Annotated in this window: 23 protein-coding genes and 1 pseudogene; 6 read left to right on the forward strand and 18 right to left on the reverse strand. The window is 72.7% G+C overall.

Translation table 11 applies throughout. The features are described 5' to 3' along the window. Positions 1–138: 138 nt before the first annotated feature. From ACIA73_RS33025 to ACIA73_RS33040, 4 genes are all read left to right on the forward strand, one after another. Positions 139–441, forward strand: a complete 303-nt coding sequence (locus ACIA73_RS33025; RefSeq protein ID WP_399442571.1) for a hypothetical protein — start codon at positions 139–141, stop codon at positions 439–441. Continuing rightward, positions 438–2,726, forward strand: a complete 2,289-nt coding sequence (locus ACIA73_RS33030; RefSeq protein WP_399442572.1) for a TOMM precursor leader peptide-binding protein — start codon at positions 438–440, stop codon at positions 2,724–2,726. The genes ACIA73_RS33025 and ACIA73_RS33030 overlap by 4 nt, the downstream gene beginning before the upstream one ends. 119 nt (positions 2,727–2,845) lie before the next feature. Further along, positions 2,846–4,081, forward strand: coding sequence for a sensor histidine kinase (locus tag ACIA73_RS33035; protein WP_399442573.1), 1,236 nt, complete (start codon positions 2,846–2,848; stop codon positions 4,079–4,081). A 25-nt stretch (positions 4,082–4,106) separates the two neighbouring features. Further along, entirely contained in the window at positions 4,107–4,715 is a 609-nt protein-coding gene (locus tag ACIA73_RS33040; protein ID WP_399442652.1) for a DNA-binding response regulator, read from the forward strand. Between the two features lie 123 nt (positions 4,716–4,838). Here the strand turns inward: ACIA73_RS33040 and ACIA73_RS33045 are convergent. The 14 genes and pseudogenes from ACIA73_RS33045 to ACIA73_RS33110 all read right to left on the reverse strand — a co-directional run. Next, positions 4,839–5,543: pseudogene (locus ACIA73_RS33045) on the reverse strand (4'-phosphopantetheinyl transferase family protein); the annotation flags it as partial. Then, entirely contained in the window at positions 5,540–6,790 is a 1,251-nt protein-coding gene (locus ACIA73_RS33050; protein ID WP_399442574.1) for an acyltransferase domain-containing protein, read from the reverse strand. The gene ACIA73_RS33050 and the pseudogene ACIA73_RS33045, both read right to left, overlap by 4 nt. 40 nt (positions 6,791–6,830) lie before the next feature. Next, on the reverse strand, positions 6,831–8,573 hold the full coding sequence (locus tag ACIA73_RS33055; protein WP_399442575.1) for an acyl-CoA dehydrogenase: 1,743 nt from the start codon (positions 8,571–8,573) through the stop codon (positions 6,831–6,833). Continuing rightward, positions 8,570–10,456, reverse strand: coding sequence for a fatty acyl-AMP ligase (locus ACIA73_RS33060; protein WP_399442576.1), 1,887 nt, complete (start codon positions 10,454–10,456; stop codon positions 8,570–8,572). Before ACIA73_RS33060 ends, ACIA73_RS33055 begins: the two co-directional genes overlap by 4 nt. Further along, positions 10,453–10,656 carry an acyl-CoA carboxylase subunit epsilon gene (locus ACIA73_RS33065; protein ID WP_399442577.1) on the reverse strand — a complete coding sequence of 68 codons (204 nt, stop codon included), beginning with the start codon at positions 10,654–10,656 and terminating at the stop codon, positions 10,453–10,455. The genes ACIA73_RS33060 and ACIA73_RS33065 overlap by 4 nt, the downstream gene beginning before the upstream one ends. Before the next feature lie 146 nt (positions 10,657–10,802). Next, complete coding sequence (locus tag ACIA73_RS33070) at positions 10,803–11,465, reverse strand: hypothetical protein (RefSeq protein WP_399442578.1); 663 nt, start codon at positions 11,463–11,465, stop codon at positions 10,803–10,805. After that, the gene (locus ACIA73_RS33075; RefSeq protein WP_399442579.1) at positions 11,452–12,465 is read right to left on the reverse strand and encodes an aromatase/cyclase; all 1,014 of its coding nucleotides are present in this window, start codon (positions 12,463–12,465) and stop codon (positions 11,452–11,454) included. The genes ACIA73_RS33070 and ACIA73_RS33075 overlap by 14 nt, the downstream gene beginning before the upstream one ends. A 218-nt stretch (positions 12,466–12,683) precedes the next feature. Next, complete coding sequence (locus tag ACIA73_RS33080) at positions 12,684–13,721, reverse strand: ketoacyl-ACP synthase III family protein (protein WP_399442580.1); 1,038 nt, start codon at positions 13,719–13,721, stop codon at positions 12,684–12,686. A gap of 52 nt (positions 13,722–13,773) precedes the next feature. Beyond that, complete coding sequence (gene cimA / locus ACIA73_RS33085) at positions 13,774–15,393, reverse strand: citramalate synthase (protein WP_399442581.1); 1,620 nt, start codon at positions 15,391–15,393, stop codon at positions 13,774–13,776. Between the two features lie 190 nt (positions 15,394–15,583). Continuing rightward, a complete protein-coding gene (locus tag ACIA73_RS33090; protein ID WP_399442582.1) occupies positions 15,584–16,612 on the reverse strand; it encodes a CaiB/BaiF CoA transferase family protein in 1,029 nt (342 codons plus the stop codon). Continuing rightward, positions 16,609–17,598 carry a dTDP-glucose 4,6-dehydratase gene (rfbB, locus tag ACIA73_RS33095; protein ID WP_399442583.1) on the reverse strand — a complete coding sequence of 330 codons (990 nt, stop codon included), beginning with the start codon at positions 17,596–17,598 and terminating at the stop codon, positions 16,609–16,611. The genes ACIA73_RS33090 and rfbB overlap by 4 nt, the downstream gene beginning before the upstream one ends. Next, positions 17,595–18,659 (reverse strand): glucose-1-phosphate thymidylyltransferase, encoded by a 1,065-nt coding sequence (locus ACIA73_RS33100; protein ID WP_399442584.1) that lies wholly within the window; start codon positions 18,657–18,659, stop codon positions 17,595–17,597. Before ACIA73_RS33100 ends, rfbB begins: the two co-directional genes overlap by 4 nt. Positions 18,660–18,733: 74 nt before the next feature. Further along, positions 18,734–19,858, reverse strand: coding sequence for a DegT/DnrJ/EryC1/StrS family aminotransferase (locus ACIA73_RS33105; protein WP_399442585.1), 1,125 nt, complete (start codon positions 19,856–19,858; stop codon positions 18,734–18,736). 4 nt (positions 19,859–19,862) lie between these two features. Further along, positions 19,863–20,633: a class I SAM-dependent methyltransferase gene (locus ACIA73_RS33110; protein ID WP_399442586.1), complete on the reverse strand. Its 771-nt coding sequence runs from the start codon at positions 20,631–20,633 to the stop codon at positions 19,863–19,865. Between the two features lie 188 nt (positions 20,634–20,821). On the opposite strand from ACIA73_RS33110, the gene ACIA73_RS33115 reads away from it, so the two are divergent. Then, on the forward strand, positions 20,822–21,628 hold the full coding sequence (locus tag ACIA73_RS33115) for an SDR family NAD(P)-dependent oxidoreductase (RefSeq protein ID WP_399442587.1): 807 nt from the start codon (positions 20,822–20,824) through the stop codon (positions 21,626–21,628). Positions 21,629–21,726: 98 nt separating this feature from the next. Here the strand turns inward: ACIA73_RS33115 and ACIA73_RS33120 are convergent, their stop codons facing one another. From ACIA73_RS33120 to ACIA73_RS33135, 4 genes are all read right to left on the reverse strand, one after another. Further along, positions 21,727–22,875: a nucleotide disphospho-sugar-binding domain-containing protein gene (locus ACIA73_RS33120; protein ID WP_399442588.1), complete on the reverse strand. Its 1,149-nt coding sequence runs from the start codon at positions 22,873–22,875 to the stop codon at positions 21,727–21,729. 90 nt (positions 22,876–22,965) lie between these two features. Further along, positions 22,966–23,769, reverse strand: a complete 804-nt coding sequence (locus tag ACIA73_RS33125; RefSeq protein WP_399442589.1) for an ABC transporter permease — start codon at positions 23,767–23,769, stop codon at positions 22,966–22,968. Then, positions 23,766–24,812, reverse strand: coding sequence for an ATP-binding cassette domain-containing protein (locus ACIA73_RS33130; protein ID WP_399442590.1), 1,047 nt, complete (start codon positions 24,810–24,812; stop codon positions 23,766–23,768). Before ACIA73_RS33130 ends, ACIA73_RS33125 begins: the two co-directional genes overlap by 4 nt. An 87-nt stretch (positions 24,813–24,899) precedes the next feature. Then, positions 24,900–25,322 (reverse strand): hypothetical protein, encoded by a 423-nt coding sequence (locus ACIA73_RS33135; protein ID WP_399442591.1) that lies wholly within the window; start codon positions 25,320–25,322, stop codon positions 24,900–24,902. A gap of 154 nt (positions 25,323–25,476) precedes the next feature. Between ACIA73_RS33135 and ACIA73_RS33140 the strand changes: the two genes are divergently transcribed. Continuing rightward, positions 25,477–26,502 (forward strand): zinc-binding dehydrogenase, encoded by a 1,026-nt coding sequence (locus tag ACIA73_RS33140; RefSeq protein WP_399442592.1) that lies wholly within the window; start codon positions 25,477–25,479, stop codon positions 26,500–26,502. The last annotated feature ends 194 nt before the right edge of the window (positions 26,503–26,696 follow it).

Below are 26,696 nucleotides of genomic sequence, written 5' to 3' on the forward strand. Positions count from 1 at the left end.
GAATCATGACCCGAATCCTGAAGTTCGCATGCCCCAATGGTGACGATGACACTGGGCCAATTGATCGGGACGCACACAGAATCCTCACTGCGAGACGAGCACTCGACGCACACCCCATCACGTCTCAAGGAGATTCCTATGAGCACTACGGTCACTGCTGCCCCGAGTAACTTCGCCCCTGCCGCCTCCCCGGTCCTGTCCGAGGAGGAGCGCGTCGCGATGCTGAGCATTCGCCGCGTGCTGGAGCCCGAGCTGAGCCTCCAGTACGCGACGGACCCGCTCGCCGTCCTGGCCGCGTTCGGTCTGTCCGCGGCGGAGCCCGTCTTCACCTCCGCCGGCTCCTCGGCCACCGTGTCCATCGAGGAGCTGGACCGTCCCGGCCCGGCGACGATGCTGCTGCCGACCTGGCGCACCTTCAGCGACGCTCCGAAGACGGCATGACCCTCTCGCCCACGACCGGCGGCCTTCCGGTCGGATTCAAAAGGCATCTGCGGGTCGAAACGGTCGCGGGCGAGGCCGTCTATCTGCTGACCGAGAGCGGGACCACCGCGATACACGGCGCTCATGTCGAGGCGCTGGTCCCGCTGCTCGACGGCACCCGCTCACTGGCCGAGGTCCTTCATTCGGCGGCGGGCGCGATGCCCGCCGCCGATGCGGGCCGGACGATCACCGAGCTCGCCTCGTCGGGGCTGCTGGGCTACCGCACCCGGGTGGACTGCCCCGCCGAGCAGGCCGCACACGCGTACTGGGACGCCGCCGGGCTGGACGGCGCGCGCACTCAGCAGCAGGTGGCGGACACCCTGGTGGACGTGGTGGCGCTCGGCCGGACGGATCCGGAGGCCGCCCGTGCGGCCTGCCGGGCCGCCGGTCTCGACGTCGCCGGCCCCGACCGGACGGCGGCCCTCTCCCTGGTGCTGTGCGACGACTATCTGCATCCGGGGCTGCGCGAGGTGGACGCCGGGCACCGGGCGGCGGGCCGGCCCTGGCTGCCCGCCCGGATCTCCGGCAGCGAACTGTGGGTGGGTCCGTTCTTCGACGGCGCCGACCCGGAGCGTGCCTGCTGGTCCTGCCTGGCCCACCGGCTGCGCGGCCACCGCGCCTCGCAGTCGCCGGTCCGGCGGACCCTCGGGCCGGACGGCGCGCTGCCGCTGCCCGCCACCGCGCTGGCCCCCACCGGGGCGCTCGGGCTGCACCTCGCGGTGCTGGAGGCGGTGAAGTGGGCGGCCGGGCTGCGCGGTCCCGCCCAGCGCGGGGTGACCCGGTTCGACACCCTTTCCCTGAGTGCCGACCTGCACCCGGTGTCCCGGCGTCCGCAGTGTCCCGACTGCGGCGATCCCACCCTGGTCGCCCGGCGGGTGAACGCACCCGTCGTCCCCGTGTCGCGGCCCAAGCACCGGGCTCAGGGCGGCAACGACCGGGCACTGCCGGCCGCCGCGGTACTGGAGCGGTACCGGCATCTGGTCAGCCCGGTGAGCGGGGTCGTCACCGAGGTGCGGCCCGCCGACCGGACCCCCGACGGGACCTATCACTACGTGTCGGGCCGCAACCTGGCCCTGGGCGGCCAGGGGCTCGCCGAGCTGCGTGGCGGTATGCGCACCCACAGCGGGGGCAAGGGCACCACCGCGCTGGAGGCGGAGGTCGGCGCGCTGTGCGAGGCCGTCGAACGGTTCTCGGGCACCCGCCAGGGCGACGAGCCGGCCGTGCGGGGCACCCTGCGCGGGCTGGGGGCCGCGGCGCTGCACCCCAACGACTGCCAGCTCTACTCGGAGCGCCAGCTGCGCACCCGTGACGACTGGAACACCCGGTATGCCCGCTCGCCGTTCCAGCTGGTGCCACAGCCCTTCGACCCGCTGGCCCCGGTGGACTGGACGCCGCTGTGGTCGCTGACCTCGGGCTCCCAGCGGCTGCTGCCGACCTCGATGCTGTACTTCGGTCCCGGCCGGGACGGCCGCACCCACTCCCCCTGGGCCGACTCCAACGGGAACGCGGCGGGCAGCAGCCTGGAGGACGCCCTCGTGCAGGGCTTCCTGGAACTGGTCGAGCGGGACGCGGTCGCCCTGTGGTGGTACAACCGCACCCGCCACCCGGCCGTCGACCTGGACGCCTTCGACGAACCGTGGCTGGCGTCCGCCCGGCGGTCCTACGGCCGGGCCGGGCGCGAGGTGTGGGCGCTGGACCTCACCTCGGACTTCGGGATTCCGGTGGTGGTGGCGCTGTCCCGGCGCACCGACGGCCACACCGAGGACATCTGCTTCGGCTTCGGCGCTCACTTCGACGCGCGGCTCGCGCTGCGCCGGGCCGTGACGGAGATGAGCCAGTTGCTGCCGCCGGCCGACGCGAAGGTGGACCGGACGGTGTACGCGGGTGATCCGGAGGTGGCGCGCTGGTGGGACCGGGCGACGCTGGCCACCCAGCCCTACCTGCTCCCCGATCCGGGCCAGGTGCCGCGCACACCGGGGCACTGGGCGCCGTCCGCACGCGGCGACCTGCTCGACGACGTGCTGCTGGCCGGCCGGCTGGTGGCGGAGCGCGGCATGGAACTGCTGGTGCTGGACCAGACCAGGCCCGACACGGGACTCCCGGTGGTCAAGGTGGTGGTGCCCGGGATGCGGCACTACTGGGCGCGCTTCGCTCCGGGGCGGCTGTTCCAAGTACCGGTGGAAAGAGGCCTGCTGACGCGTCGTACACCGGAGTCGGAGGTCAATCCGGTGCCCATGTTCGCCTGAACAGTGCGTTTCTGGCGTTCCGTCATACGATGTGCCCATCGCATCCGAATGGGTGGCCGACGGACCGGACCCCACATACGATACGGCCGGTCCCCCACAGTCGCCAGGAGGCTGCATCCGTGACAGGCCCCGCTGAGGAATCCACTCCGGAAGGCGGCGTGGGACGCCGGACGGTGCCACGGGAACTGCTCGCCCCGCGGCTGGCACGGGGCATCGCCGTGATGGCCCTGCTCTGCTACAGCACGATCACCATGCTCAACGTCGTCGCGTCGTGGAAATTCTCGCCAACCGTCGCGGCGAGCCTGGTGTGCGTGGCGGTGATCTTCACTCTGCAATTCATGATCACTTCGCCCCGCTCGGCTCAGTGGCCGACGGACCGGCGGATCGTCGCACTGGTCACCCAACTCCTGCTGACCTACGTCCCGTTCATCTGGTTCGGGCTGAACTGGGGAGCCATGGAAGGGCCGATGGGAGCCTCCCTGCTCCTGCTGCTGCCCGGCCGGCTGGCCTGGCCCGCGTTCGCCGTACTGCTGGCGGCGATTCCCGTCTACTCGATGCTCGCGGGCACCCAGCCGGCGGAGGCCGCGTACTTCACCGTCTCGGCACTGCTGTGCTCGATCCTGCTGTACGGGCTGTCCAAGCTCAGCGAGATGGTGCAGGAACTGCACGACGCCAAGGAGCAGTTGGCGCGCATGGCGGTCAGTCAGGAGCGGCTGCGGTTCGCCCGCGACCTGCACGACCTGCTCGGCTACAGCCTGTCGGCGGTCACCCTGAAGGGAGAACTGGCCAACCGGCTCATCACCCGGCATCCGGATCGGGCCCAGGAGGAGATCCAGGCGCTGCTCGTGGTGGCCCGCCAGGCGCTGGCGGACGTGCGGATGGTGGCCAGCGGATACCGGCAGATGTCGCTGCGGGACGAGGCCCAGGCGGTGGCCGCGGTGCTGTCCGCCGCCGGGGTGCGGGCCGAAGTGGCCCTGGACCACGGCCGGTTGCATCCGATGATCGACACCGTACTGGCGACCGCCCTGCGCGAGGGGGTTACCAATGTCCTCCGGCACAGCCGGGTCCGGTTCTGTAGCATCAGCGCCACCGGGGAGGGCGAATCGATTCGCCTGGTCCTGGTCAATGACGGGGTGACACATGCGCTCGACTCCCACCCGAGCCGGGACGGGAGCGGGCTGGACAACCTGCGGACCCGCTGCCACGCGGTAGGGGGGCGGCTGCGGGCGGGTGTACGGGAGGACGGGCGCTTCCAACTGGAGGCATGGGTGCCGGAGAAGCCGCGGGAGCCCGCGGCATCCGTACCGCAGCCGGGGGGCGGGCCCCGGCCCGTACAGCCGCTGCACACAGAGTGAGCGAAGAAACGGGGGAACGATGCTGATGGTGAACATCCTGCTCGCCGAGGACGTGCACATGATCCGGGGCGCCCTGGTGGCGCTGCTGCACCTGGAGCCCGACCTCAAGGTGGTGTCCACCGTCGACCGGGGGGACCTCATCGTGCAGGCCGCCCTGGAGTCCAGACCCGACGTCGCGGTGATCGACCACGATCTCCCCGGCACCGACGGGCTCACCGCGGCGATGGAACTCCACGAGCGGCTCCCCGAGTGCCGCACCCTCATCCTCACCAGTCTGGGCCGCCCCGGCATCCTGCGCCGGGCGCTCCTCGCCCAGGTCCACGGGTTCCTGCTGAAGGACTCCCCGCCCGACCAGCTCGCCACGGCCGTGCGCAACGTGGCGGCGGGCAAGCGGGTGGTCGACCCCCAGCTCGCCCTGTCCGCCTGGGACTCCCCCGACATCCCGCTCTCGCCGCGCGAGGTGGAGGTGCTACGTCTCGCGGCGCGCGGCGCGGACACCTCCGAGATCGCCGGATGCCTCTACCTCTCCACCGGAACGGTCCGCAACTACCTCACCGCCATCGTCACCAAGCTGGGCGCCCGCAGCCGGATCGACGCCGTGCGCATCGCCGAGGACGCGGGCTGGATCCCCTGATTCCGCCGCCAGCAGCACATCGAGCAGCCCGCCGTCCAGGACGGTGTCGACGGACAGGTCCGCCAGATCGCCGAAGCCGGTGTCGTGCACCGCGGCACTGACCACGTACGCCGCCACCGGGAAGGTGCCGAAGACCCACGCACCGTGGTCGGCCGGCCCGCCCTCCGGGCGGGTCAGCCGGGCCCCGTCCGCGAGCAGTTCGAAGCCGAACTCGGTGAACCTGAACCGCAGTCCCTGCCCGAGCGCCTTGCTGTACGCCTCCTTGAGCGTCCACAGCCGGACCATCAGGTCGTTGCGCACCGCGGGTCCCGCCGCGTCCAACTGCCGTTTCTCGTACGGGGTGCAGGCCTGCCGCTCCGAGCCGGTGCCGGCCAGTCTGCGGTCGGCGCGCTCCACGTCGACGCCGATCCGGCCGCGCCGGGTGATGCCGACGACCATCATCTCCTCGGTGTGGCTGAGACTCACGTCGATCTGGTCGCAGCCGCGCACATAGGGCCTGCCGCCCGGCTGGTACGCCAGGTCGACCTGCTCGGGTGTCGAGCCGATGGCCGCGGCCGCGGCGTACCGCAGCAGCAGCCGCGAGGCCATCAGCCGCTCCCGCATGCGGGGCCGCTCCATGCTCTGGTAGCGGTGCCAGTCACGGCCCAGGAGTGCGCTGAGCCGTTCCTGGGACACGTCCGCGGACGGCTGCCACTCCGGCATGCTCGCGTGCACCAGCACCGTTCCGGAACTCGCCAGTTCCCGCGGCACGACGTCCCAGGGACCCGCGGGCCCGCGGACGTGGTGCGGGGCGAGGACCCGGGTACGCCGGGCCGCCACCCCGCTCATCCCCTCGCCAGGACGGCCGCCAGCGGGCCGGCGTCCAGCGTGGAGATCACTCCGGCCAGGTCGACGGCGTCGCTCCGGGGTCCCCGGCAGACGGGGAAGCAGTGCAGGCCCGCGTCGGCGCCCATCCGGTTGAGGAAGGGCGTCAGCACGGCGCGCGGGCCGATCTCCACCACGTGGGTGAGGCTCTGCTGGGCGAACAGCGCGCGGGCCGCGTCGGCGAACCGCACCGGGGCGGTCACCTGCTCCGTCCAGTACGGGGCGTACAGCGGCTCGGTGGCCAGCCGGCCGTACACCGTGGAGTAGAACGGCACCCGGGGCACACCGCCGGGCAGCCGGCGCACCGCCGAGGCGAACTTGGCGACCATCGGCCGCATCAGCGGCGAGTGGAAGGCGTGGGCGACCTCCAGCATCCGGGACGCCAGGCCCTGCCCGGACAGCCGGTCGGCGATCCGGGCGAGGGCGTCGACCGGGCCCGCCAGCACCGTCGCGCGGGCCGCGTTGATCGCGGCGATGCCCACCTCGGGCTCGTCGGCGATCAGTTCGGCCGCCTCGAAGGGGGCCGCGCAGGTCGCCATCATGCCGCCGCCCATGGGCAGATGCTGCATGAAGGCGCCCCGCAGCGAGACGAGCCGGGCGGCGTCCTGCAGCGTCAGCGCGCCCGCCACCACCGCCGCGGCGAACTCACCGATGCCGTGGCCCAGCACCGCGACCGGCCGCACCCCCGCGTCCTGCAAGGTGCGGGCCATCGCGTACTCGACGGCGAACAGGGCGGGCTGGGTGAAGCCGGTGAGGTGCACACGGGGGTCGCCGGAGAGGATCAGGTCGACGACCGACTCCTTGGTGTACGGGCGCAGTTCCTCGGCCGCCTCGTCCAGGTGGCTGCGGTAGCCGGTGGAGTTCAGGTACAGGCCGGAGGTCATGCCGGGGTGCTGGGAGCCCTGGCCGGTGAAGACGAAGGCCGCCCGTACGCGTTCGGCGGAGACGAGGACGTCCCGCTGGGCCATGCAGCGGGCAAGCTGGTTCACCGTGGGGTAGGACCAGATGTCGCCCGGCTCGGCGAGCGGGCCGAACTCCTCCTCGATGTCCCCGTAGAGACTGAGTGCGGCGACCGAGTCAAGGCCGTACTCGGCGAACGGCACATCGGGGTCGACCGGCCGCCCCAGGTAGTGCGTGAGGCGTTGCATCAGCCATTCGAAGTGGACGTGTTCGGGCCGGTCGTCGGGCGAGGTCGGCACTGAGTTCTGCATGGCGGTCCTTCATCCTGTGAGGGGGCGGGTGCGGGGCCCGTCAGGCCAGTGGTGAGGCATGGAGGTCGTAGCTGCGGCGGCCGTGCAGCCGGTCCAGCACTTCGGTGAACACCCGCTCCTCGGCGGCGGCGGGCCGCTCGCCCACCGGCAGCCCCAGCCGGCGCGCGAGCCTGTGCAGGGCCGCCGACACCCAGGCGGGATCGGCCAGGAACCCGCCCAGGGCGGACTGCCCCTGCCACACTCCGAGTACCGCCGCGGCGGCGGTCACCAGCGTGTACCGGTCACCGAGCCCGAGGTGGTGCGGGCTGGCGAGAGCACGCCGGTCGCCGGGCCTTACGTCGAGGAACGCGGCCCGCAGCTCGTGCAGTTCGGCCACGAAGAGTGCCGAGCGGGCTTGGATGTCCGCGTCCCCCGGGGTGCCGCCCGCCCGGTCCGCGCCCGCCACCAGGGTCGCGGCCAGCGGGTCGCCGTCGCCGAGCAGGGTGGCCCGGGAAAGCTCCAGCGGGGGCAGTTCCCCGTCGAGCGCGAACAGTGCGGCGGGTGCCGCCGGGCCCCGGAACCAGGAGGAGCGGGCGAAGTGCGGCAGCTGCGGCAGGATGCTGACCTGACGGCCCGCGCTGCCGGCGTGCCCCATGGAGGTGACGGGCAGATCGCGCAGCTGCTTCTGGAACATCCCGTACGCGCCGTCGCGTGCGAAGCTCTCCTCGCCGAGCACGGCGGACATCTCGTCCATCGCCTCCGCGATGAGCCTCGGCGCGAGATAGGCGGCGCCGGCCGCGTACGCGCTGGTCTCCCGCGGTATCAGGTGCAGCGCCCGGGTCGCCACCAGTGCCAGCGAGTCGCTGATCAGCAGGTCGAGGAAGGCGCCGGTGAGCACGGAGCGCACGTGCTGCACATCGAGGGACGAGCGGCCGTCGGCGCGGTGGCGGGCGGCGAACCGGGCGACCGTCCGAAGCGCGGTGTCCGCCCCGGCCAGCACGATGGAGGGAATCAGCCCGCGGATGATCAGTGAGGAGCGCAGCGAGAGTTCGTAGCCCCCGCCGGGCGCGCCGACCACCGCGCTGTCGGGGACGCGCACGTCGGTGAGGCGCAGCCCGCCGAACTCCGCGCTGCGCATCCCGTCGGTGATGCGCCGGTCCAGGTCGAGGACCCGGTCAGCCGGCAGGTCACGCCGGTCCAGCAGCAGCACGGTGTGGCTGCGGGCCCCGGCGTCGGCGTCCCGGGAGCGGGCGAACACCACCAGGCCGCTCGCCCGGGAGGCGTTGGCGATGGCCGACTTGGACCCGTCGACGACCAGTCCGCCGTCGGGGTGCGGCCGTACGGTGAACTCGTCCCGGACGAAGTCGTTTCCGTGCGCGACCTCGTGCCGGGCCACCGCGACCCGCTCCCCTTCCAGCAGCAGCCGGGCCACCTGTGCGCGCTGGCCGGCCGTGCCGCCGGTCCAGACCGGGGTGGCCGCGAAGAAGCAGTTGAGCCCGTACCCGAAGCCGAGCGAGGCGTCCCGGCGGAAGACCGGGCGCAGCACCCGGCCGAGCACGTCCATCCGCTCCAGCCGGCCGCCCAGTGCCGTCGGCACGAACTCCGCGTTGAGCCCGTGGTCGTCCAGCACCCGCTCGGCCTCCGCCGGGACCTCGCCCACCGCGTCGGCGGCGAGCAGGGCGGCGCCGCCCAGCGGGTTGGCCGGATCGTCGAGCGGCCCGAAGGCGCGTTCCAGCGCGTCGATGCGGTCCTGGGCCCGGTCCTGCCGGGGGCCGCCCCGGGCCTGGTGGTACTGAGGGATCATGTGCGCCTCCCGGCGGCGCCGGCGGTGTCCGTCGGCGCCTGCAGTTGTTCGATCTCGGGTTCCAGGCGCTGGTGCAGCGGGCTGATCCTGCCCTGGAGGAACAGGCCGCGCATCGCCGCGCGTTCGAGTTTGCCGCTGGTCGTGCGGCGTATCGTGCCCGGCCGCACCAGCAGGACACCGCCGGTGCGTATCTCGTACTGCTCGGCGAGCCGCCCCTCCACGGCGGCGGCGAGCTTGTCCAGGTCCAGGTCGTAGCGGCTGCGCGCCCGCAACTCCTGTACCACCACGACCCGTTCGCGGCCGCAGGTGACGCCGAACACGGTGGTCGCGCCGAACAGTGAGCTGACCTGTTGCACCGTCCGCTCCAGGTCCTGCGGGTAGAGGTTGCGTCCGGCGACGACGATCATGTCCTTGAGCCGGCCGGTGACGCAGAGCTCGCCGTCGCGCAGCATGCCCAGGTCGCCGGTGCGCAGATGGCCGCCCCCGCCGGCCTGCCGGACCCCGAAGACCTCGGCGGTCTCGGCCGGCCGCCGCCAGTAGCCCGGGGCCACCGCGTCCCCGCGCACCCAGATCTCACCGGTGGCGCCCGGGGGCACCGCCCGCCCGGTGTCCGGGTCCACGATCCGGACCTCCGTGCCCGCGGCAGGCGGTCCGCAGGACACCACCGGCGGCCCGCCGTCCGGATGGTCGAAGGTGCGCCACGGCATGCGGCCCCGGCCGGGCCTGGCGGCCACCAGAAGGGTCGCCTCGGCCAGGCCGTAGGCGGGGGTGAGCGCGTGGGGACGCAGCCCGGCCGGGGCGAACCGTTCGGCGAAGGCGCGCAGGGTCTCCGCGCGCACCGGCTCCCCGCCGCTGACCGCCGTCCGCCAGCGGGACAGGTCGAGTTGGGCGATCTGCGCGTCGTTGACGCGGCGCACACACAGCTCGTACGCGAAGTCGGGGGCGGCGCAGGCGGTCAGCCCGTAGTCGGAGATCATCCGCAGCCAGCGCAGCGGGCGCTTCACGAACGCCTGCGGGGTGAGCAGCACGGTGGTGCCGCCCAGCCACAGGGCGTGCAGCAGCTGGCCGACGAGGCCCATGTCGTGGTGGAACGGCAGCCAGCCGCCGATCCGCTCGCCGGGGCGGGTGCCGAACGCCTCGGACAGGGCGTGCTGGTGGGTGAGGAGTGCGCCGTGCGTGATGATCACGCCGCGCGGTTCGCGGGTGGAACCGGAGGTGTACTGGAGCAGCGCCACCGTCTCCGGTCCCGCCTGCGGCAGTGGCGGGTCCGGTACGCCGTGGGGGTCCGGTACGAGTTGCGGGTCCGGTACGTGCTGCGGGTCCGGTTCGCCTTGCGGGTCCGTCGTGCCGGGGCCGTCGCTCAGCACGCAGGTGATGTCGCCGTGCCCGGTGCGGGCGAGCAGTTGGGAGACCTCGGGTGCCAGGGCGCGCGGGGTGAGGGCGCAGACCGCCGCGGCGTCCTTGGCGATGCCGGCCACCCGTTCGTCGTGGTGGCCGGGTCCGCCGGGCGGTGCCACCGGAACGGCGACCACCCCGGCGTACCAGCAGGCCAGCAGCCCGGCCGCGAACAGCCGGCGGGAGGGCTGTACGAGCAGGACGCGCTCGCCGGCGGCCGCGTGCGGGCGCAGCCTGCGGGCGATCTCCCGGGCGAGGGAGTCGAGCTCGGCGTAGGTGACGGTCTCCTCGATGAGGGCGTCCGGCGCCGCGGCGCCCGCCCCGCTCCCGCGCGGGTCGCCCTCGGAGAGCAGAATCAGTGCCGCCCGCTGCGGCGTCTGGGCGATCCGGGCCCGGACGGCCTCGGTGAACGTGCGGTGCTCGTGCATGGTGTCCCCCTCTCCTGCGGCACCGGTCTTCCCGGCGGCGTCGACCGGTGCGGTGGTCACGGGCGGGGCCGGGCCGGGGTGCGGCGGCGCCCGCCGCCCTTGACGGTCCAGTGCGCCAACGCCGTCTCACGCGCCTGCGCGGGACGTTCGCCGCGGCGCAGGCACAGGATGAGCGCGGCGGTGACCGCGGCGAGTTCGGCGTCGTCGGGGCAGCCGCGGACCACCGTGAGGGAACCGAATTCCGTGGGTGGGTGTGTCATGCCCGCAGGATGGGCGCAGCTGCTTGAGGCGACCTCGGGTACGGAACGCGACTGGGCCGAGCAGATGTGGACTTCTGCTCCCGCACTGCCGGAGGCACGCCGCGGCCGCACCCCGGGACGGGTCCCGGAGGTGCGGCGGGCGGGGGTCAGCTGCGGTCGGTGGGTTCCTTGGCCCGCTGGTAGGCGAGGTGGCTGGTGCGTTCGGTGTGGAGCGCGGCGATCTCGGACAGGGCCCGCACCTCCTGCCGGTAGCCGTTGCCGCTGAGCGCGCGGTCGCAGTCCTCGGCGTGCCGCCACCACTGGAGGCCGGTGTAGGTCAGCGGGTGGACCGTGGAACGGAGCAGGTCGCTGCCGCCGAACCCGCCGGAGGCCGCGCACTGGTCGCCGAGCTGCGCGAACCGCCTCTCGAACGCGGGGCGTTCGCTCTCCGAGGGCAGTACCGCCCGGGTCACCACCACGTTCGACGCACCCTCCTCCGCCGTGTCGTGCAGCACCCGTCGCACGCTGACCGCCTGGTCGGCCTCGACCTCGGCCATCGGCCCCAGGCTGCGGACCTGGGCCAGGAAGGCGGGGTCCCCGACGGTGCGCAGGAATCCGCGCCTGGAGCGCCAGTGGCCGAGGTGCACGTACACGTTCGGCTGCTCGGTGACACGTACCGTGACCAGGAAGGCGAAGCCGTCGCGACCGCGCAGGAACTGGGAGTGCTCGTGGAACTCCCGCTCGAAGTCATGGGGGTCCCCCTTCGCCCTGAACCGGTAGATCACGGTGAACGGCTGATCCGGGTCACGGAACCGGTCATCGCGTGCCATGGGCTCCCTCCGTCGCTCCGGCCGCCTGCCGGCCGGCGAACTCCGCAGCGTGGCGCAGCGTGGCCGAGCTGTTGGCCCCGAGCGTCCGGCGCACCAGGGCGCGCGCCTCGTCGAGGGTGACGTCGGGGCCGAGCAGGGTACGCACGCCCTGCGGATCGAGGGTGACGGTGTGCCAGGAGGTGACCTCGAAGGTGCCGTCCACGTCGGGCACGATCGTCCAGCGGCCGGTGTGACCGGTCATCGCGGCCGGTACCCGCGACTGTTTGTAGACGATCTCGCGCCGGTCGGGGAAGGAGATCCGGGTGGAGACGGTGTTGTGGGTGGAGCCGTCGCCGCCGCGGGTGTCCATGTCCATGTGCTGCACTACCGCCTGGCTGTCGGTGGTGTCCTCGATGAGGTCGAGGCGGGCCACGTGCGGCAGCCTCTCGGGCCACCGGCCGGCCTGGTCGAGGAAGGCGAAGACGTCCCCGGGGTCGGCGCCGGAGACGGTGACGCTGTCGTGGAAGGTGAAGTGCAACTGCGCGCGGGCGGCACCGAGTTCGGCGGTCGCCTTCAGTGCGCCGAGTTCGGCGTTGCTGTTGCGGTCGATGGCCTGGGCGATGAGTTCCTCGGCCTGCGGGTCGTCGTCGACCGCCCGGTAGTCGTGCAGCAGCTCCACCCGGCTGCCCTCGCCGTCGGCCTCGATGCGCCACTCGCCGCCCATGGCGGCCACCGGGGCGGCGCAGACGACCTGGCGGAAGCCGACCGTGCGGGCCGCCGGGTCCAGTACGCGGCGCGAGGTCCAGTTGCGTACCTGGCCCGCCGCGGTGGCCCAGATCCGCAGGAGCTGCTCGCCGCCGGTCTCCGGGGCCTCTCGCAGGACATCGACATGCACGGTGGGGCCGAAGATCTGCGGCCAGCCGGACACATCGGCGACGAGCCGGTAGACGGCGTCGGGCGGGGCGGCCACAGCCACGGAGTGCGAGGTGGTGCGCGTGATGGGCGTAGCGATCGGCGCCACGGTGGACTTCCCTTCGGTACGGCCGCACCGGCGGCCCGGTACGACAGCGTGACAGAACCGGGCTCGCACGGTGGTGGAGCCCGGGTGGAGTTCTCATGCGGAGGTACGTCGAGGACTCCGGCGCAGGCTCTCGGGGGGGATCCCTCCGCGTACCTGCGCAGGGCCTCGCGCGGCGGGCCACGCGTCCGGGGCGCTCCCCCGGGCGGGCCGCCAGGTGCTCAGCCGGCCGGTACCCAGTCCGGCCTGCGCAGCATCTCGATCACCGCGCACCCCCAGCTGTAGCCCGCGCCCACGCCGATCAGCACGATGTGGTCGCCCGGCGCGGCCTTCCCCGTCACCAGCAGGTGGTCCAGGGAGGCGAACTGGTCGCCCGCCCCGAGGTGCCCCACGGTGCGGCTCCAGTCCCAGGTGGTCCGGGAGACGTCGATGCCGAACGGCTGGTGGTAGATGGACCGCAGTCTGCGCAGTCCGAAGTGCGGCAGCACCACCCAGCGGGCGTCGGCGAGTTCGATGCCGGCGTCGGTGAGGGCGTGCTTGACGACGGTCTGCTGTCCCTGGTGGGCGCGGGAGATGGCGTACGACATGCCCACCCGGCCCACGAACGCCTTCTTCGCCTCCTCGAAGTCGACCGGGATGCGGTGGCTGAACGGGGCGCGGGAGAAGGGTTCGTCGCCGCGGTGCATGGGTTCGAGGTCGGGGTCTGCGAGGACGGCAACCGACTTGAGCCGGGCGAAGCCGCCGCGCCGGGACAGCACCAGGGCGGACGCGCCGTCCGCGTACGGGGTGCCCGGGTCGGTGAGCCAGCGGTCGATGCCGGGCGGGCAGAACCGGTCGGCCGCGGTGAGCAGCGCGTCCGCGTGGCCGTGGCCCGCGCTCAGGTAGGCGGTGGCCAGGTCGAGGGCGGCGAGTCCGCCGTTGGACATCTGCCGGATCTCGATCGCCGGGGAGCTGTTGCCGACCGCCTCGCGCTGGATGTACGAGCCGACCGGCCACAGGTCCTGTCCCTGGTGGTAGGTGTCGGCGTGCAGCAGCAGATCGACGTCGCCCGGGCCGGACGCGGAGCGCTGCAGTGCGGTGCGGGCCGCGGCCGCCGCCATCTCGGCGGCCGACTCGTGCGGTGAGTGGGCGACCGAGAGCATGCCGGTCGCCCTGGCGACGCGTTGCGGGCACGATCCGTCGGCGACGGCGTCGGCGATGCTGAGGGAGGAGGGGAACCGGACGGAGGTTCCCCGTATGTAGGTGTCTTCCACGCGCACGGCTGGCTCTCCAGTCGGAAGTCGGTACGTCGGTGGGGTGGGCGGGGGCCGGTCAGGTGACGGTCGCGGGGACGGCGGTGCCCTGGTCGAGCAGGACGAAGTGCACGGCGTCCAGCAGCGCCCGCCAGCCCGCAGTCACGGTGTTGGTGTCCACACCGACGGTGCTCCAGCTGCGGCCGCCGCTGGGCCGCTCGCGCCCGTCGCGGTAGGAGATGAGGACCCGGGCGGCGGCATCGGTGCCGGTCTGCCCGCTGAGCAGCCGTACCTGGTAGTCGACGAGGACCAGCCGGGCCAGCGCGGGGAAGAACGGGTCGAGGGCGCTGTGCAGCGCGTTGTCGAGGGCGTTGAGCGGACCGTTGCCGGTGCCGGTGGCGCTGAGCGGCACGCCGTCCACGCGCAGTCGCACCTGCGCCTCGGTACGGGTGCCGCCGCCGCGCTCCCGGCTGACGCCCACGCTCCATTCCTCGACCTCGAAGGGGCGGTTTGCCCGGCCGCCCGCGAGTTCGTCGCGCAGCAGCAGCTCGAAGGAGGCGTCGGCGGTCTCGAAGCTGTAGCCGCGGCTCTCCATTTCCTTGATGCGCTCGGCGGCCCGTGCCACCGCCTCGGAGCCGGCCCGGACCTCGTATCCCAGTTCCCTGGCCTTGAGTTCGACGGAGGAGCGGCCGCCCATGTCGGAGACGAGGGTGCGCATCGTGTTGCCGACCAGGGTGGGGTCGGTGTGCTGGTAGAGGCCGGGGTCGACGCGCAGGGCGGAGGCGTGCAGTCCTGCCTTGTGGGTGAAGGCGGACGAGCCGGTGTACGGGTCGGCGGGCGAGGCGGGTACGCCGGTGATCTCGGCGATGGTGCGGCCGGTGGCGGCGAGGTCGCGCAGCTTCTCCAGCGGGATCACCTCACGGCCGCGTTTGAGGACGAGGTTGGCCGCGACCGTGAACAGGTTGGCGTTGCCGCAGCGTTCGCCGTAGCCGTGGGCGGTGCCCTGGGCGTGGATCGCGCCCGCGTCGATGGCGGCCATGGTGTTGGCGACGGCGCAGCCGGAGTCGTTGTGGCAGTGGATGCCCAGGGGGACACCGGTCAGGTCGAGGGTGTCGACGACGACCGCGCCGATCTCCTCGGGCAGCATGCCTCCGTTGGTGTCGCAGAGCACGACGGTGGAGGCGCCCGCCTCGGCGGCCGTCCGGACGACGGCCAGGGCGTACTCGCGGTTGGCGTGGTGGCCGTCGAAGTAGTGCTCGGCGTCGAGGAACACGGTCCGCCCGGCCCGCACCAGGTGGCGCACGGTCGAGCCGATCATGGCGAGGTTCTCGGCGAGGGTGGTGCGCAGCGCCCGGTCGACGTGTGCGGGGTGGCTCTTGGCGACCAGGGTCACCACGGGGGTCTCGGCGGCGAGCAGGGCCCGCACCTGTGGGTCGACGGAGACGGACACTCCGGCCCTGCGGGTTGCCCCGAAGGCCACCAGCCTGGCGTTGTCCAGGATGAGTTCACTCTTTGCGCGGCGGAAGAACTCGGTGTCCTTGGGCACCGCTCCGGGCCAGCCGCCCTCGATCCAGCCGATGCCGAGGCCGTCCAGCAGACGGGCGACGGCGAGCTTGTCCTCGACGCTGAGGACCAGCCCCTCCTGCTGAGTGCCGTCGCGCAAGGTCGTGTCGTAGAGCTCGAAGCTCTGCTCGGTCATCACCCCTCCTGTTCACGGTGTCCTCGTGCTTCCCCGCCCGGCCGTGGTTTTCCGGTCCTGGCGGTGCGGAGCGCCCACGGTCGGGCGGCCGGGTGGAGCACCACCACAACGCCGCTCGAACCGGGCTGGAACCTGGCGGGGCCCGGCGGGACCGCCCGCGGCCGACGTGCCCGGGCGGAAGCGGTCCCGGTCAGTGCGCCCGGACGGACGCGGCCTTGCTGAACCGCGGGGCGGGCACGGCGGGGCCGCCCGCCCGTGCCACCTGGTGCGGGTGCGCGGCGGCCTCCTGGAGCGTCAGCACCGGGGTGACGCAGCCCTCGGTGCCCTCGAAGCGGGCGGCCCACACGTCGCGGTCCGCGGTGGCGAAGCGGTCGGCGAACCGCCGTTGCAGCTCGGCCCAGTTGGCGGGGTCCTCCCGGTCCGGCAGAGCGGCCGCGTCGAGCCCGAGGCCGTCGAGCAGGGCGGCGTAGAACCGTTCCTCCAGCGCGCCGACGGCCACGTGCCCGCCATCCGCGCAGCGGTAGCACCGGTAGTACGGCGCCCCGCCGTCCAGCAGGTTGCTGCCACGTGCCGCGCGCCACTGGCCGGCCTCCGTCATCGCGGTGAGCATGGCGAGCATCGCCCCCGCGCCGTCGACGACCGCGGCGTCGACGACCTGCCCGAGTCCGCTGGAGCGGCGTTCGTACAGGGCCGCGAGTATCCCCGCGACCAGGAACATCGCGCCGCCGCCGAAGTCCCCCAGCAGGTTCACCGGTGGTACGGGCGGGCCGTCGGCCTCCCCGATGGCGTCCAGGGCGCCGCTCAGCGCCAGGTAGTTGATGTCGTGGCCGGGGGTACGGGCGAGCGGACCGTCCTGGCCCCAGCCGGTCATCCGGCCGTACACCAGGCCCGCGTTGACGGCGTGACAGGCGTCCGGGCCGATGCCCAGCCGCTCCGCCACCCCGGGCCGGAACCCTTCGACCAGGACGTCGGCGTCGGCGACCAACCGCAGCAGCGCGGTCCTGCCCTCCTCGCTCTTGAGGTCCAGGGCCGTGGACCGCCGGCCGCGGTCCAGCTCCCGGTGCCAGGTGGCGAAGGAGCGCCGGCCGTCGGCACGGTCGACCCGGATCACCTCGGCGCCGAGGTCGCAGAGCATCATGCAGGCGAACGGCGCCGGGCCGATCGCCGCGAGCTCCACGACCCGCAGCCCCCGCAGCGGTCCCCGGGCGCCGCCGGTCACCGCCGTTCCCCGCCCTGTGCCGCGTCGCGGACCGGCTTCCACCAGCCGGGGTTGTCCCGGTACCAGGCGACGGTCTCGGCGAGGCCGTGCGCGAAGTCCACCTGGGGTGCGTAGCCGAGCTCCTCGCGGAGCTTGCGGTCGGAGAGGGCGTAGCGCACGTCGTGGGCCTTGCGGTCGGTGACGTACCGGACCAGCGCGGGGTCGGCGCCGAGCAGGTCCAGCAGGAGGTCGGTGAGCTGCCGGTTGGTGCGCTCGTCACCGCCGCCGACGTTGTACGTCTCGCCGGCCCGGCCCCGGGTGAGGACGAGCTGGACGGCCCGGCAGTGGTCGTCGACGTGCAGCCATTCGCGGACGTTGCCGCCGGTGCCGTAGAGCGGGACCGGCTCGCCGTTGAGCAGGTTGGTGACGAAGCGCGGGATGAGCTTCTCGACGTGCTGGTGGGGGCCGTAGTTGTTGGAGCAGCGGGTCACCGACAGGTCGAGGCCGTGGGTGCGCCAGTAGGAGCGGGCGATGAGGTCGGACGCCGCCTTGGAGGCGGCGTAGGGCGAGTTGGGCAGCAGCGGGCAGTTCTCGTCCCAGCTGCCGTGCTCGATGGACCCGTACACCTCGTCGGTGGAGATGTGCACGAAGCGCGGTACGCCCGTGCTGACGGCGGCGTCCAGCAGGACCTGGGTGCCGCCGACGTTGGTGGTGACGAAGGCGGAGGCGTCGGTGAGCGAGCGGTCGACGTGGGACTCGGCCGCGAAGTGCACCACGGCGTCGTGCCCGGGGAGCAGGTCGCGCAGCAGGCCCAGGTCGCAGACGTCGCCGCGGACGAAGGTGAGGCGGGGGTGGTGGGCGGGCAGGTTGGCCCGGTTGCCGGCGTAGGTGAGCTTGTCGAGGACGGTCACCTCGGCGTCCTCGTAGCCGGGGTAGGCCCCGGCCAGCAGCGAACGGACGTACGTGGAGCCGATGAAGCCGGCTCCGCCCGTCACGAAGACCTTCATGCGGCGACCTCCACGCTGGCGTGGTCACCGACCACGAGACGGTTGCAGTGCGCGAACACGGCCGAGGATACGGTGGCGTCGCGGCCGATCACGGAGCCGCTGACCCCGCCGACACGCTGCACGCTGGCCCCGTCCAGCAGGATGGAGTAGTCGACGCCCGCGGCGCGCAGCACGCAGTCCCGGCCGATCGAGGTGTGCGGGCCGATCCTGCTGTCCTCGACGAGGGTGCCGGCGCCGATGATCGCCGGACCCTCGATGCGCGACCGGACCACCCGGGCGCCCGCCTCGACGCGCACGGCGCCGATCAGCTCGCTGGCTCCGTCGACCTCGCCCTCGACCGCGGGGGCGAGCGCGTCGAGGAACTCGCGGTTGCAGTCCAGTACGTCCTCCACCTTGCCGGTGTCCTTCCAGAAACCGGAGTGCACCCGGGCCCGGACGTCGGCACCGGAGTCCACCAGCGCCTGGATGGCGTCGGTGATCTCCAGTTCGCCGCGGGCGCTGGGTCCGATGGTGGCCACCGCGTCGTGGATGGCGGCGGTGAAGAAGTACACGCCGATCACCGCGAGGTCGCTGCGCGGGTGCTGCGGCTTCTCCACCAGCCGGCTCACCCGGCCGTTCTCGTCGACCTCGGCCACCCCGAAGGCGCGCGGGTCGGCCACCTTGTGCACCACGACCTGGGCGGCCGGGCGGAAGGCGCGGAAGTCGTCGGCGATGGTGTGCAGGCCGCTGCTGAGCATGTTGTCGCCGAGGTACATGACGAAGTCGTCGTCGCCGAGGAAGTCCCGGGCGATGCTGGTGCAGTGGGCGAGTCCGCGCGGGGAGTCCTGCTGGATGTACGTGAGGCGCACGCCCATCGAGGAGCCGTCGCCCAGCGCGCGGGCGATCTCACCGCCGCGGTCCCCCACGATCACGCCGATCTCGGTGACACCGAGATCGCGCAGGTTCTCCATCACATGGGCGAGAACCGGCTTGTTGGCGATCGGGATCAGCTGTTTGGGCATGGAGTGGCTGAACGGACGCAGCCGGCTGCCCAGCCCTCCGGCCAGCACCAGTGCTTTCATCGTCGTTCCTCCTTCAGGAGCGTGGCGGTGTCGCCGGGTGCGGGACCCCGGGCGGGGCCGCGCGGGTGTGGGGGTCACGCGAGTTGGTTCAGGACCTCGCGCAGGGCGCTGATCACCTTGTCCTGCGTGCCCTCGGGCAGTGAGGCGTACATGGGCAGCGAGAAGATCTCCCCGGCCAGCCGCTCGGTCACCGGGAAGTCACCCTCCGCGTAACCGAGGTGCGCGAAGCCGGTCATGGTGTGGATGGGCCACGGGTAGCTGATGTTCAGCATGATGTCCTGGGCCGCCAGCGCTTCGAGGATCTCCTCGCGCCGGGGGTGGCGGACCACGTACACGTAGTAGACGTGGTCGTTGCCCGGGGACGTGGCCGGCAGGACGAGGCCACCGGGGCCCACGAGGTCGCCCAGGCCCTCTTCGTAGCGCCGGGCGACGGCCCTGCGGGCCTCCAGGTAGGTGTCCAGCCGGGTCAGCTTGCGGCGCAGGATCTCGGCCTGCACCTCGTCGAGCCGGCTGTTGTGGCCGGGGGTGCGCACGACGTAGTACGTCTCCTCCATCCCGTAGTAACGCAGCCGCCGCAGGTTCTCCTCGACCTCGTCGTCGTCCGTGAGGACGGCGCCGCCGTCCCCGTAGGCGCCCAGGACCTTGGTCGGGTAGAACGAGAAGGCCGCGGCGTCCCCCAGGGTTCCGGCCGGGCGGCCGTGGTGGCGGGCGCCGTGGGTCTGGGCGCAGTCCTCCAGGATCTTCAGCCCGTGCGCGTCCGCGAGGCGGCGCAGCGGCGCCATGTCGACGCACTGGCCGTACAGGTGCACCGGCAGCAGGACCTTGGTGCGCGGGGTGATCGCGGCGGCGACCTGCGTGGTGTCCATCAGGTAGTCGTCCTCGCGGACGTCGGTGAACACCGGGGTCGCGCCGGTCCCGGTGATCGCCAGCACCGTCGGGGCCGCGGTGTTGGCGACGGTGATCACCTCGTCACCCGGCCCGACGCCCAGGGCTTCCAGGCCGAGCTTGACCGCGTTGGTGCCGTTGTCGACGCCCACGCAGTGCCGGGCACCGTGGTAGGCGGCGAACTCCTCCTCGAAGCCCTGGACGCTGGCGCCGAGCACGAGCCGGCCGGACGAGAAGACCTGTTCGACCGCTGCCAGCAGGTCGGCCTTCTCGCTCGCGTACTCCGGCAGGTAGTCCCAGACGTGGATGGTCATGGTGTCACCGGTCTCCCCGCGCGGAACCGGCGGTGCCGGCCGGCCTGGTGGCGACGAGCAGTCCGGGCCCGGACTGGTCCCAGGCGGCGAACTCCATGGTGAGGCCGGCCCCCGCGAAGGCGGCGGCGTACTCCTCGCGGGAGAAGAGCGTCATGACGTGCAGGTCGGTGAAGGTGCGCAGACCGGTTTCCCCCTCGGCGACCGCGTAGTTGACCTCCATGCGGCTCGCGCTGCGGTCGGGGTGCAGGGTGGTGTGCGAGACCCGGGAGATGGTGCGGCCGTCGACCTCGACCAGATCCGCGCCCACGTGGCCGGGGGTGAAGGTGTCGGGCGACCACCAGGGTTCGATCACCAGGGTTGCGCCGGGGTTGAGGTGGTGGGCGAGGCGGACCAGCGCCCGGTCCAGCTCCCCGGTGTCCGCCAGGTAGCCGATCGAGCCGAACATGCAGGTGACGGCGTCGAAGGTGGCGCCGAGGTCGAAGTCGCGCAGGTCGCCCTTGTGCAGCGGCACACCGGGGACGTGGGCGCGGGCGAGGACGAGCATCTCCTCGGTCAGGTCGACACCCTCGACCCGGGGGAACTCCTCGGCGAAGTACTTCAGGTGGGAGCCGGTTCCGCACGCGACATCGAGCAGCGACCGGGCCTGCGGGGTCCGGGACCGGACATGGGCGAGAGCGGCCTTCGCCTCGCCCTGGTAGTCCTTCCCCCGTCCCCGGTAAATGGCCTCGTAGATGTCCGCCCGTTCGTAGATCCCGACCACGTCGGTCTCATTCATCTTCTCGCTCCTCATGGTGGTGGCTGGCCGAGCCGGGTCACCGTCCCAACCACCCCTTGCACGCCTCTCGCATTCGCCTGGAGCGTGCGGCGGCGAGGTCTCCAGCCGTTGTCGAGCGGCCCCTGTGACGTTTCTCCGAGGTCTGTCCGGAAAACCCCGGACCGGTGACGGAGAAAGAGGAATGCGACATGGCTGAGAGCGGCATGCCCGAAAGCAGCGAATCCCGGAGCGGCGGGCCGGGGAATTTCGACGGGGCCTGTGTGGTGGTCACCGGCGGCGGCACCGGCATCGGACGCGGCACCGCCCTGGAGTTCGCCCGGCAGGGGGCGGCGACGGTGATCGTCACCGGGCGGCGCAAGGAGCGGCTGGCGGAGGTCGCGGCGGAGCACCCCGCGATCCGTGCGGTGGCCGCCGACGTCACGACGGAGTCGGGGGCGGACGCCGTGGCGGACGCGGTGCGCGCGAGCGGCGGGCGGCTCGACGTGCTGGTGCACAACGCCGGCATCTTCCGGTTCTCGCCGCTGTCCGGGCTCGACGTGGCGGTGGCGCGCGACGTGCTGGACACCAATGTGCTGGGGCCCGCGCTGCTCACCGCCCGGCTGCTGCCGCTGCTGGCCGCGCCCGGCGGCAGCATCGTGCTGGTCTCCAGCCGGGGCGGCCACAACCCCGGTCCCACCAGTTCGCTGTACGGGGCGAGCAAGGCCGCGGTGCACAGCTTCACCCGCAGCTGGGCGGCCGAGCTGGCGCCGCAGGGCATCCGGGTCAACGCGGTGGCACCGGGCTTCGTGCGCACCGAGGCGTACGCCGCCAACGGTCTGGGCCCGCAGGAGGTGGAGGGGCTGTTCGCCGGGGTCGCGCACACCATCCCGCTGGGGCGGGTGGCCGATGTCGCGGACGTCGTCCCGTGGATCACCAGGCTGGCCGAGCCCGCCTCCGCGCTGGTGACGGGCCAGATCCTCACCCTGGACGGCGGGCTGGACGTGAGCGGCGGCTGACGTCGCGGACCGCACACCACCGCGCCCGACCGGATCCGCCGGTCGGGCGCGCTGGTGTCTTCGGGGGCGGCAGGCCGCGCGGGCGGCGTCCCGCCCGGTCAGCGGCGGGCGTCCACCAGCTCCTCCAGCCAGCGGACGGCGGCGGAGGCCGGGGGCTGGGCCGCGTTCTCGGCGGCCAGGTCGCGGGCGCGGGCGGCGAACGAGGCGTCGGAGAGGATCTTGTCGCAGGACGCGGCCACGTCGTCGGCGGTGGCGTCCGCGGGCAGCGAGATCCCCGCCCCGTACTCCTGGATGCGGCCCATCGGGATGGCCGACGCGGGCATGTCGACGAGGACGAGCTGCGGGATGCCCGCGTTGACCGCGGCCATCGCGGTGACCCCGCCGCCGTGGTGGACCAGCAGGTCGCAGGTGGGAGCGACCACGTCGAGCGGGACGAACCCGGCTCGCAGCGCCGGGTGTTCCCGCTTGAGTTCGACGGCCACCTCCTCCTTGGTCGCCACCACCACCTCGACGTCGTCGAAGACGGGGTTGGCCAGGAGCGGGCGGAAGAAGGCGATGCCGAGGCCGGGGACCATGGTGGAGCGCGACCCGGAGGTGATGCAGACCCGGCGGCGGCCGGACGGGCGGGTGTACATCCACGGTTCCAGCGGGACCTGGCTGTTGCCGGGGACCCAACGCATGTGCCGGGCCGGCTCGGCGTCCGGGGGGCGGACGCTGGGCGGCGTCTGGTGGATGTACAGGTCTTCGGCCGGCAGTCCGTCCAGCCCCAGTGCGTCCAGTTCGGGACGCAGCACCCCGGCGGCGTGCACCAGGTCCTCGGGCACCCGCTCCAGCTGGTCCCAGGCCTGGCAGACGTACGGCAGGCCGAACTCGTGGGCCAGCAGCGCGGCGGCGTAGTTGCGGGTGCCGCCGACGAGGATGTCGGGCCGCCAGGTGCGGACCAGCTCGCGCAGGGCGTGGAGGCTGCTGGCGGTGAGGTGCCCGAAGCCGCGGCTGGCGAAGGCGAGCGCGTCGGCCGGATTGCGCGGCGGCGGGTTCTTGTTGCCGTCGCGGTCGGTGAACATGGCCTGGAAGACGCCGAGTTCGGTGACTTCCACGGTGGGCAGGCCGCGCTCGGTGAGTTCCTGGACGTTCTCGCGCGGGGCTGCGACGAGGATGTCGTGGCCCTCGGTGCGGGTGGCGGATGCCAGCGGCGCTATCGCGCAGGCGGGGCCCGAGCCGCCGCCGGTGATGAACAACGTACGCACAGCGATCTCCTTGTCATGACGGCCGGCGGCCGACGGGGGTGTCTTCACGTGCTGGTGCGCGGCCGTCACTTGCCGGCCGTTACCTGCCGGCTATTTGCCGACCGTCTTCTTGAAGCGGTTCACGGCGAGCGGCACGAAGACGGCGAGGATGAGGAGGATCCAGCAGAGCGCGGCGGCCACCGGGTGCTGCATCGGCCAGGCGCCCGAGGAGGTCAGGCCGGGCGGGTTGTTGCCGAACAGTTCGCGGGTCGCGCCGACGACCGCCGACACCGGGCTCCACTCGGCCACCACCCGCAGCACGGAGGGGAGTCCGTCACTGGGCACGAAGGCGTTCGAGATGAACATCATCGGCATCGTGATCATCATCAGCCCGTTGGCCAGCGCCTCGGGGGACTTCGCGCCGACGCCCAGCCAGGCGGTGATCCAGGCACAGGCGTACGCGAAGAGCAGGAGCAGCACGAAGCCGCCCAGCGCCTCGAAGAACGAGGAGCGGATGCGCCAGCCGATGAGCAGCCCGGTGCCCGCCATGATGGCGATGACCAGGATGTTGTTCAGCATGTCGCTGGTGGTGCGGCCGATGAGCACCGACGACGGTGCGATGGGCAGCGACCTGAACCGGTCGATCAGCCCCTTCTTCATGTCGTCCGCGATGGCCGCGCCGGTGTTCAGGGAGGTGTTGAGCATGGTCTGGACGAGGATTCCCGCGATCAGGTACTCGCGGTAGTTCGAGCCGGGGACGTCGATCGCGCTGCCGAAGACGAAGGCGAAGAGCAGGGCGAAGGACACCGGCGCCATGATCGTCCAGACGACGACGTCCGGCGTGCGGCGGTTCTTGATGACGTTGCGGCGGGTGAGGGTCACTCCGTCGCTGATGAACTCGGCGACGGTGCTCATGCCACGGGCTCCTTGAGGTCGACGGGAACGGATACGGCGGACGCGGGCTCCGGCACGGACGCATCCCTGCCGGGCGCCTTCACGGTCGCGTCCCCGCCGGGCTCGACGGGCGCCGTCCCGGTCAGGGCGAAGAACACCTCGTCCAGGCTGGAGCGGCGCACATGGGCGCCCTTGAGGGGTACCGCCGCGCCGTCCAGCAGCCGTACCGCTGCCACCAGCGCCTCGGCCGCGACGTTCACGGGCACGTCGACGCGCAGTTCCGCGGCGTCCACCGTCAGCTCCCCGCTCGCCAGCGACCCGAGGAGGGACCTGGCGGTCTCCAGGTCGGCCGCCCGGCTCACCGTCAGCTCCAGCCGCTCCTGGCCGATCCGGCTCTTGAGGCGGTCCGGGGTGTCCTCGGCGACCACCCTGCCGTGGTCGATGACGGCGACCCGGTCGGCGAGGTGGTCGGCCTCCTCCAGGTACTGGGTGGTGAGCAGCAGCGTGCTGCCGGACGCGACCAGCTCGGAGATGACGTCCCACATCACGCTGCGGGCGCGCGGGTCGAGGCCGGTGGTCGGCTCGTCGAGGAAGAGCACGCCGGGCCTGGCCACCAGGGCACAGGCCAGGTCGACCCGCCGGCGCATGCCGCCGGAGTACCCCTTGACGACCCGGTCCGCCGACTGGGCGAGGTCGAACCGCTCCAGCAGTTCGGCCGCCCGGGTGCGCGCTCCCGCGCGGCCCAGGTGGTAGAGGTTGCCGATCATTTCCAGGTTCTCGCGCGCGGTGAGGTCCTCGTCCACCGCCGCGTACTGCCCGGACAGGCCGATGCCCCGGCGCAGTCGCACCGGGTCGGCGAGCGCGTCCACCCCGCCGACGACAGCCCGCCCCGAGTCCGGCTTGAGCAGCGTGGCCAGCACCCGGACGGTGGTGGTCTTGCCCGCGCCGTTGGGGCCGAGAAGCCCCGTCACGGTGCCCTCCTCGACCGCGAGGTCGAGGCCGTCCAGCGCGACGACGTCACCGAAGCGCTTGGTCAGTCCTTCGGCGAAGATCGCATCCGCCATTGTGTTCCTCCATGGTCAGTGAATGGGAAATCATAGGAACGGCGGGTGGAAAGGGAGTTGAGTTCCGCTCGACCTTTCCGGCCCCGTTCACAGAATCAGCCGCGCCTTTTCGGACAGGATTTTCCGGCTGCCCCGGGCACTGATGCCCACGTCGATGACCAGGTGGTCCTCGGCGTCGTACACGCGTGAATGTCCCGTACTGACGAAGGAATCGCCGTCCTGTACGGCGTGGTGGTCTATGTCGACCCAGCCCGCGTATTCGCCGCTCCGCACGTCGATAATGCGTTCGGATATCCGGTACGCGAAGGAATCAGGTCCGGTGGCCTGCCAAGTGCCCGCCCCCGAACCGCCGTTGGCGGGGCCGGCGAGGATGAATGCCTGCCCGCCCGGTGTGAAGTGCAGGGTGCTCGCCTTGGGTTCGCCCTGCACCGAGAAGTGCTCCACCCAGGTTCCGACGGGCGAGACGGCAGTGTCCGTCCCCCGGTCGTCCTGCGTCGTCGTCCCGTTCACTGTGTCCTCCACTGGATCGGCTGGTGCCTCCGGCCGGGTCGGGTCCGGCCGTCGTGCCGCGCACCGTAGGGACGCGGCCTCAAGCGCCTGACGAGAACCGCTCAAGAGACACCGCCGATCCTGGCCGCCCACCACGGAACGACGAAGGAGACCGATGGACACGCACGTTCCCAGCAAGGCCAGGGAGATCCAGCTGGCGGCGCACGTGGAGGGCAGCGGGCGGGCCGCCCCCGAGCACTTCCTCGTCGCGGAGGTCGAGGTTCCGGAGCCGGCGCCGGGCGAGGTGGTGGTCCGTCTCGACCACCTCTTCGTCGCGGCCGCCTACCAGGATCTGATGCGCCCGGACTGCCCGCTGCCCGTGCCTCCGTTCCAGATCGGCGGCCGGGTCGGCGGCGGCGAGGTCGGCACCGTCGTCGTCTCGCGCAGCGAGGCGCTGGCCGTCGGTGACCTGGTGCAGACGGCGGGCGGCTGGGCCGAGTACACGGTCGGCCCGGCCGAGCACTTCCACCGGCTCGACCGGGACCTCTTCCCGAGCTCCGCGCACTATCTGAACCAGGGCCCGACCGCCTACTACGGCATGGCCGACATCGCCCGGGTGGGCGAGGGCGACGTGGTCTTCGTGTCCGGCGCGGCGGGCGGGGTGGGTTCGCTGGCCGGTCAGATCGCCCGGCTGCGCGGGGCGAAGAAGGTGATCGGCAGCGCGGGCAGCAAGGAGAAGGTCGCCTACCTCGTCGACACGCTGGGCTACGACGCCGCGTTCGACTACCACGACGGACCGGTCGTGGACCGGCTGCGCGAGCTGGCGCCGGACGGGATCGACGTCTTCTTCGACAACGTCGGGGGCGAGCAGTTCGAGGCCGCGGTCCAGGTGGCCTCCCCGCACGCCAGGTTCGCGCTCTGCGGCGCGCTGTCCGGGCAGATCGGCCAGGGCGGCGGGGCTCCCCGGCTGGACCTGATGACGGCGATCACCAAGCATCTGGAGCTGCGCCCGTTCGCCACGTACCACACGCCCGAGCAGATCCAGGCGTGGACGGAGCACTTCGCGGGCTGGCTGGCGGAGGGCCGGTTCGTCTTCCCCCAGACGGTGGTGGAGGGCGGCATCGAGGCCGCCCCGAAGGCGCTGCTCGCCCTCCTGGACGGCCACCACCGCGGCAACGTGGTCGTCTCGCTGCGGAGTTGACCCCCGGCGGACGGCACAGACGGCTGGGGCGTCCTGGACGGACAGGACGGACAGGGCAGCCGGGACGGCAAGGACGGCTGTCGGCCGATGGCCCCGGGCATGCGGAGATCCGCAATGCCCGGGGCCTTCGGCTGCGTGCCGGGGGCCTTCGCCCGCGTGCCGGGCCCCTGGGCTGCGTGCCGGGCGGCGTGCGC

The sequence above is a fragment of the Streptomyces sp. NPDC051561 genome, assembly GCF_044454195.1.
Taxonomy (GTDB): Bacteria; Actinomycetota; Actinomycetes; order Streptomycetales; family Streptomycetaceae; genus Streptomyces.

Bases quoted from the DNA above. Each gene is read 5' to 3' on its own strand.
- rfbB (WP_399442583.1), bottom strand. From the start codon at position 17,598: ATGAAGGTCTTCGTGACGGGCGGAGCCGGCTTCATCGGCTCCACGTAC.
- ACIA73_RS33070 (WP_399442578.1), bottom strand. From the start codon at position 11,465: ATGGCACGCGATGACCGGTTCCGTGACCCGGATCAGCCGTTCACCGTG.
- ACIA73_RS33100 (WP_399442584.1), bottom strand. From the start codon at position 18,659: ATGAAAGCACTGGTGCTGGCCGGAGGGCTGGGCAGCCGGCTGCGTCCG.
- ACIA73_RS33105 (WP_399442585.1), bottom strand. From the start codon at position 19,858: ATGACCATCCACGTCTGGGACTACCTGCCGGAGTACGCGAGCGAGAAG.
- ACIA73_RS33055 (WP_399442575.1), bottom strand. From the start codon at position 8,573: ATGATCCCTCAGTACCACCAGGCCCGGGGCGGCCCCCGGCAGGACCGG.
- ACIA73_RS33065 (WP_399442577.1), bottom strand. From the start codon at position 10,656: ATGACACACCCACCCACGGAATTCGGTTCCCTCACGGTGGTCCGCGGC.
- ACIA73_RS33130 (WP_399442590.1), bottom strand. From the start codon at position 24,812: ATGGCGGATGCGATCTTCGCCGAAGGACTGACCAAGCGCTTCGGTGAC.
- cimA (WP_399442581.1), bottom strand. From the start codon at position 15,393: ATGACCGAGCAGAGCTTCGAGCTCTACGACACGACCTTGCGCGACGGC.
- ACIA73_RS33050 (WP_399442574.1), bottom strand. From the start codon at position 6,790: ATGCAGAACTCAGTGCCGACCTCGCCCGACGACCGGCCCGAACACGTC.
- ACIA73_RS33110 (WP_399442586.1), bottom strand. From the start codon at position 20,633: ATGAATGAGACCGACGTGGTCGGGATCTACGAACGGGCGGACATCTAC.
- ACIA73_RS33025 (WP_399442571.1), top strand. From the start codon at position 139: ATGAGCACTACGGTCACTGCTGCCCCGAGTAACTTCGCCCCTGCCGCC.
- ACIA73_RS33125 (WP_399442589.1), bottom strand. From the start codon at position 23,769: ATGAGCACCGTCGCCGAGTTCATCAGCGACGGAGTGACCCTCACCCGC.
- ACIA73_RS33115 (WP_399442587.1), top strand. From the start codon at position 20,822: ATGGCTGAGAGCGGCATGCCCGAAAGCAGCGAATCCCGGAGCGGCGGG.
- ACIA73_RS33140 (WP_399442592.1), top strand. From the start codon at position 25,477: ATGGACACGCACGTTCCCAGCAAGGCCAGGGAGATCCAGCTGGCGGCG.
- ACIA73_RS33030 (WP_399442572.1), top strand. From the start codon at position 438: ATGACCCTCTCGCCCACGACCGGCGGCCTTCCGGTCGGATTCAAAAGG.
- ACIA73_RS33040 (WP_399442652.1), top strand. From the start codon at position 4,107: ATGGTGAACATCCTGCTCGCCGAGGACGTGCACATGATCCGGGGCGCC.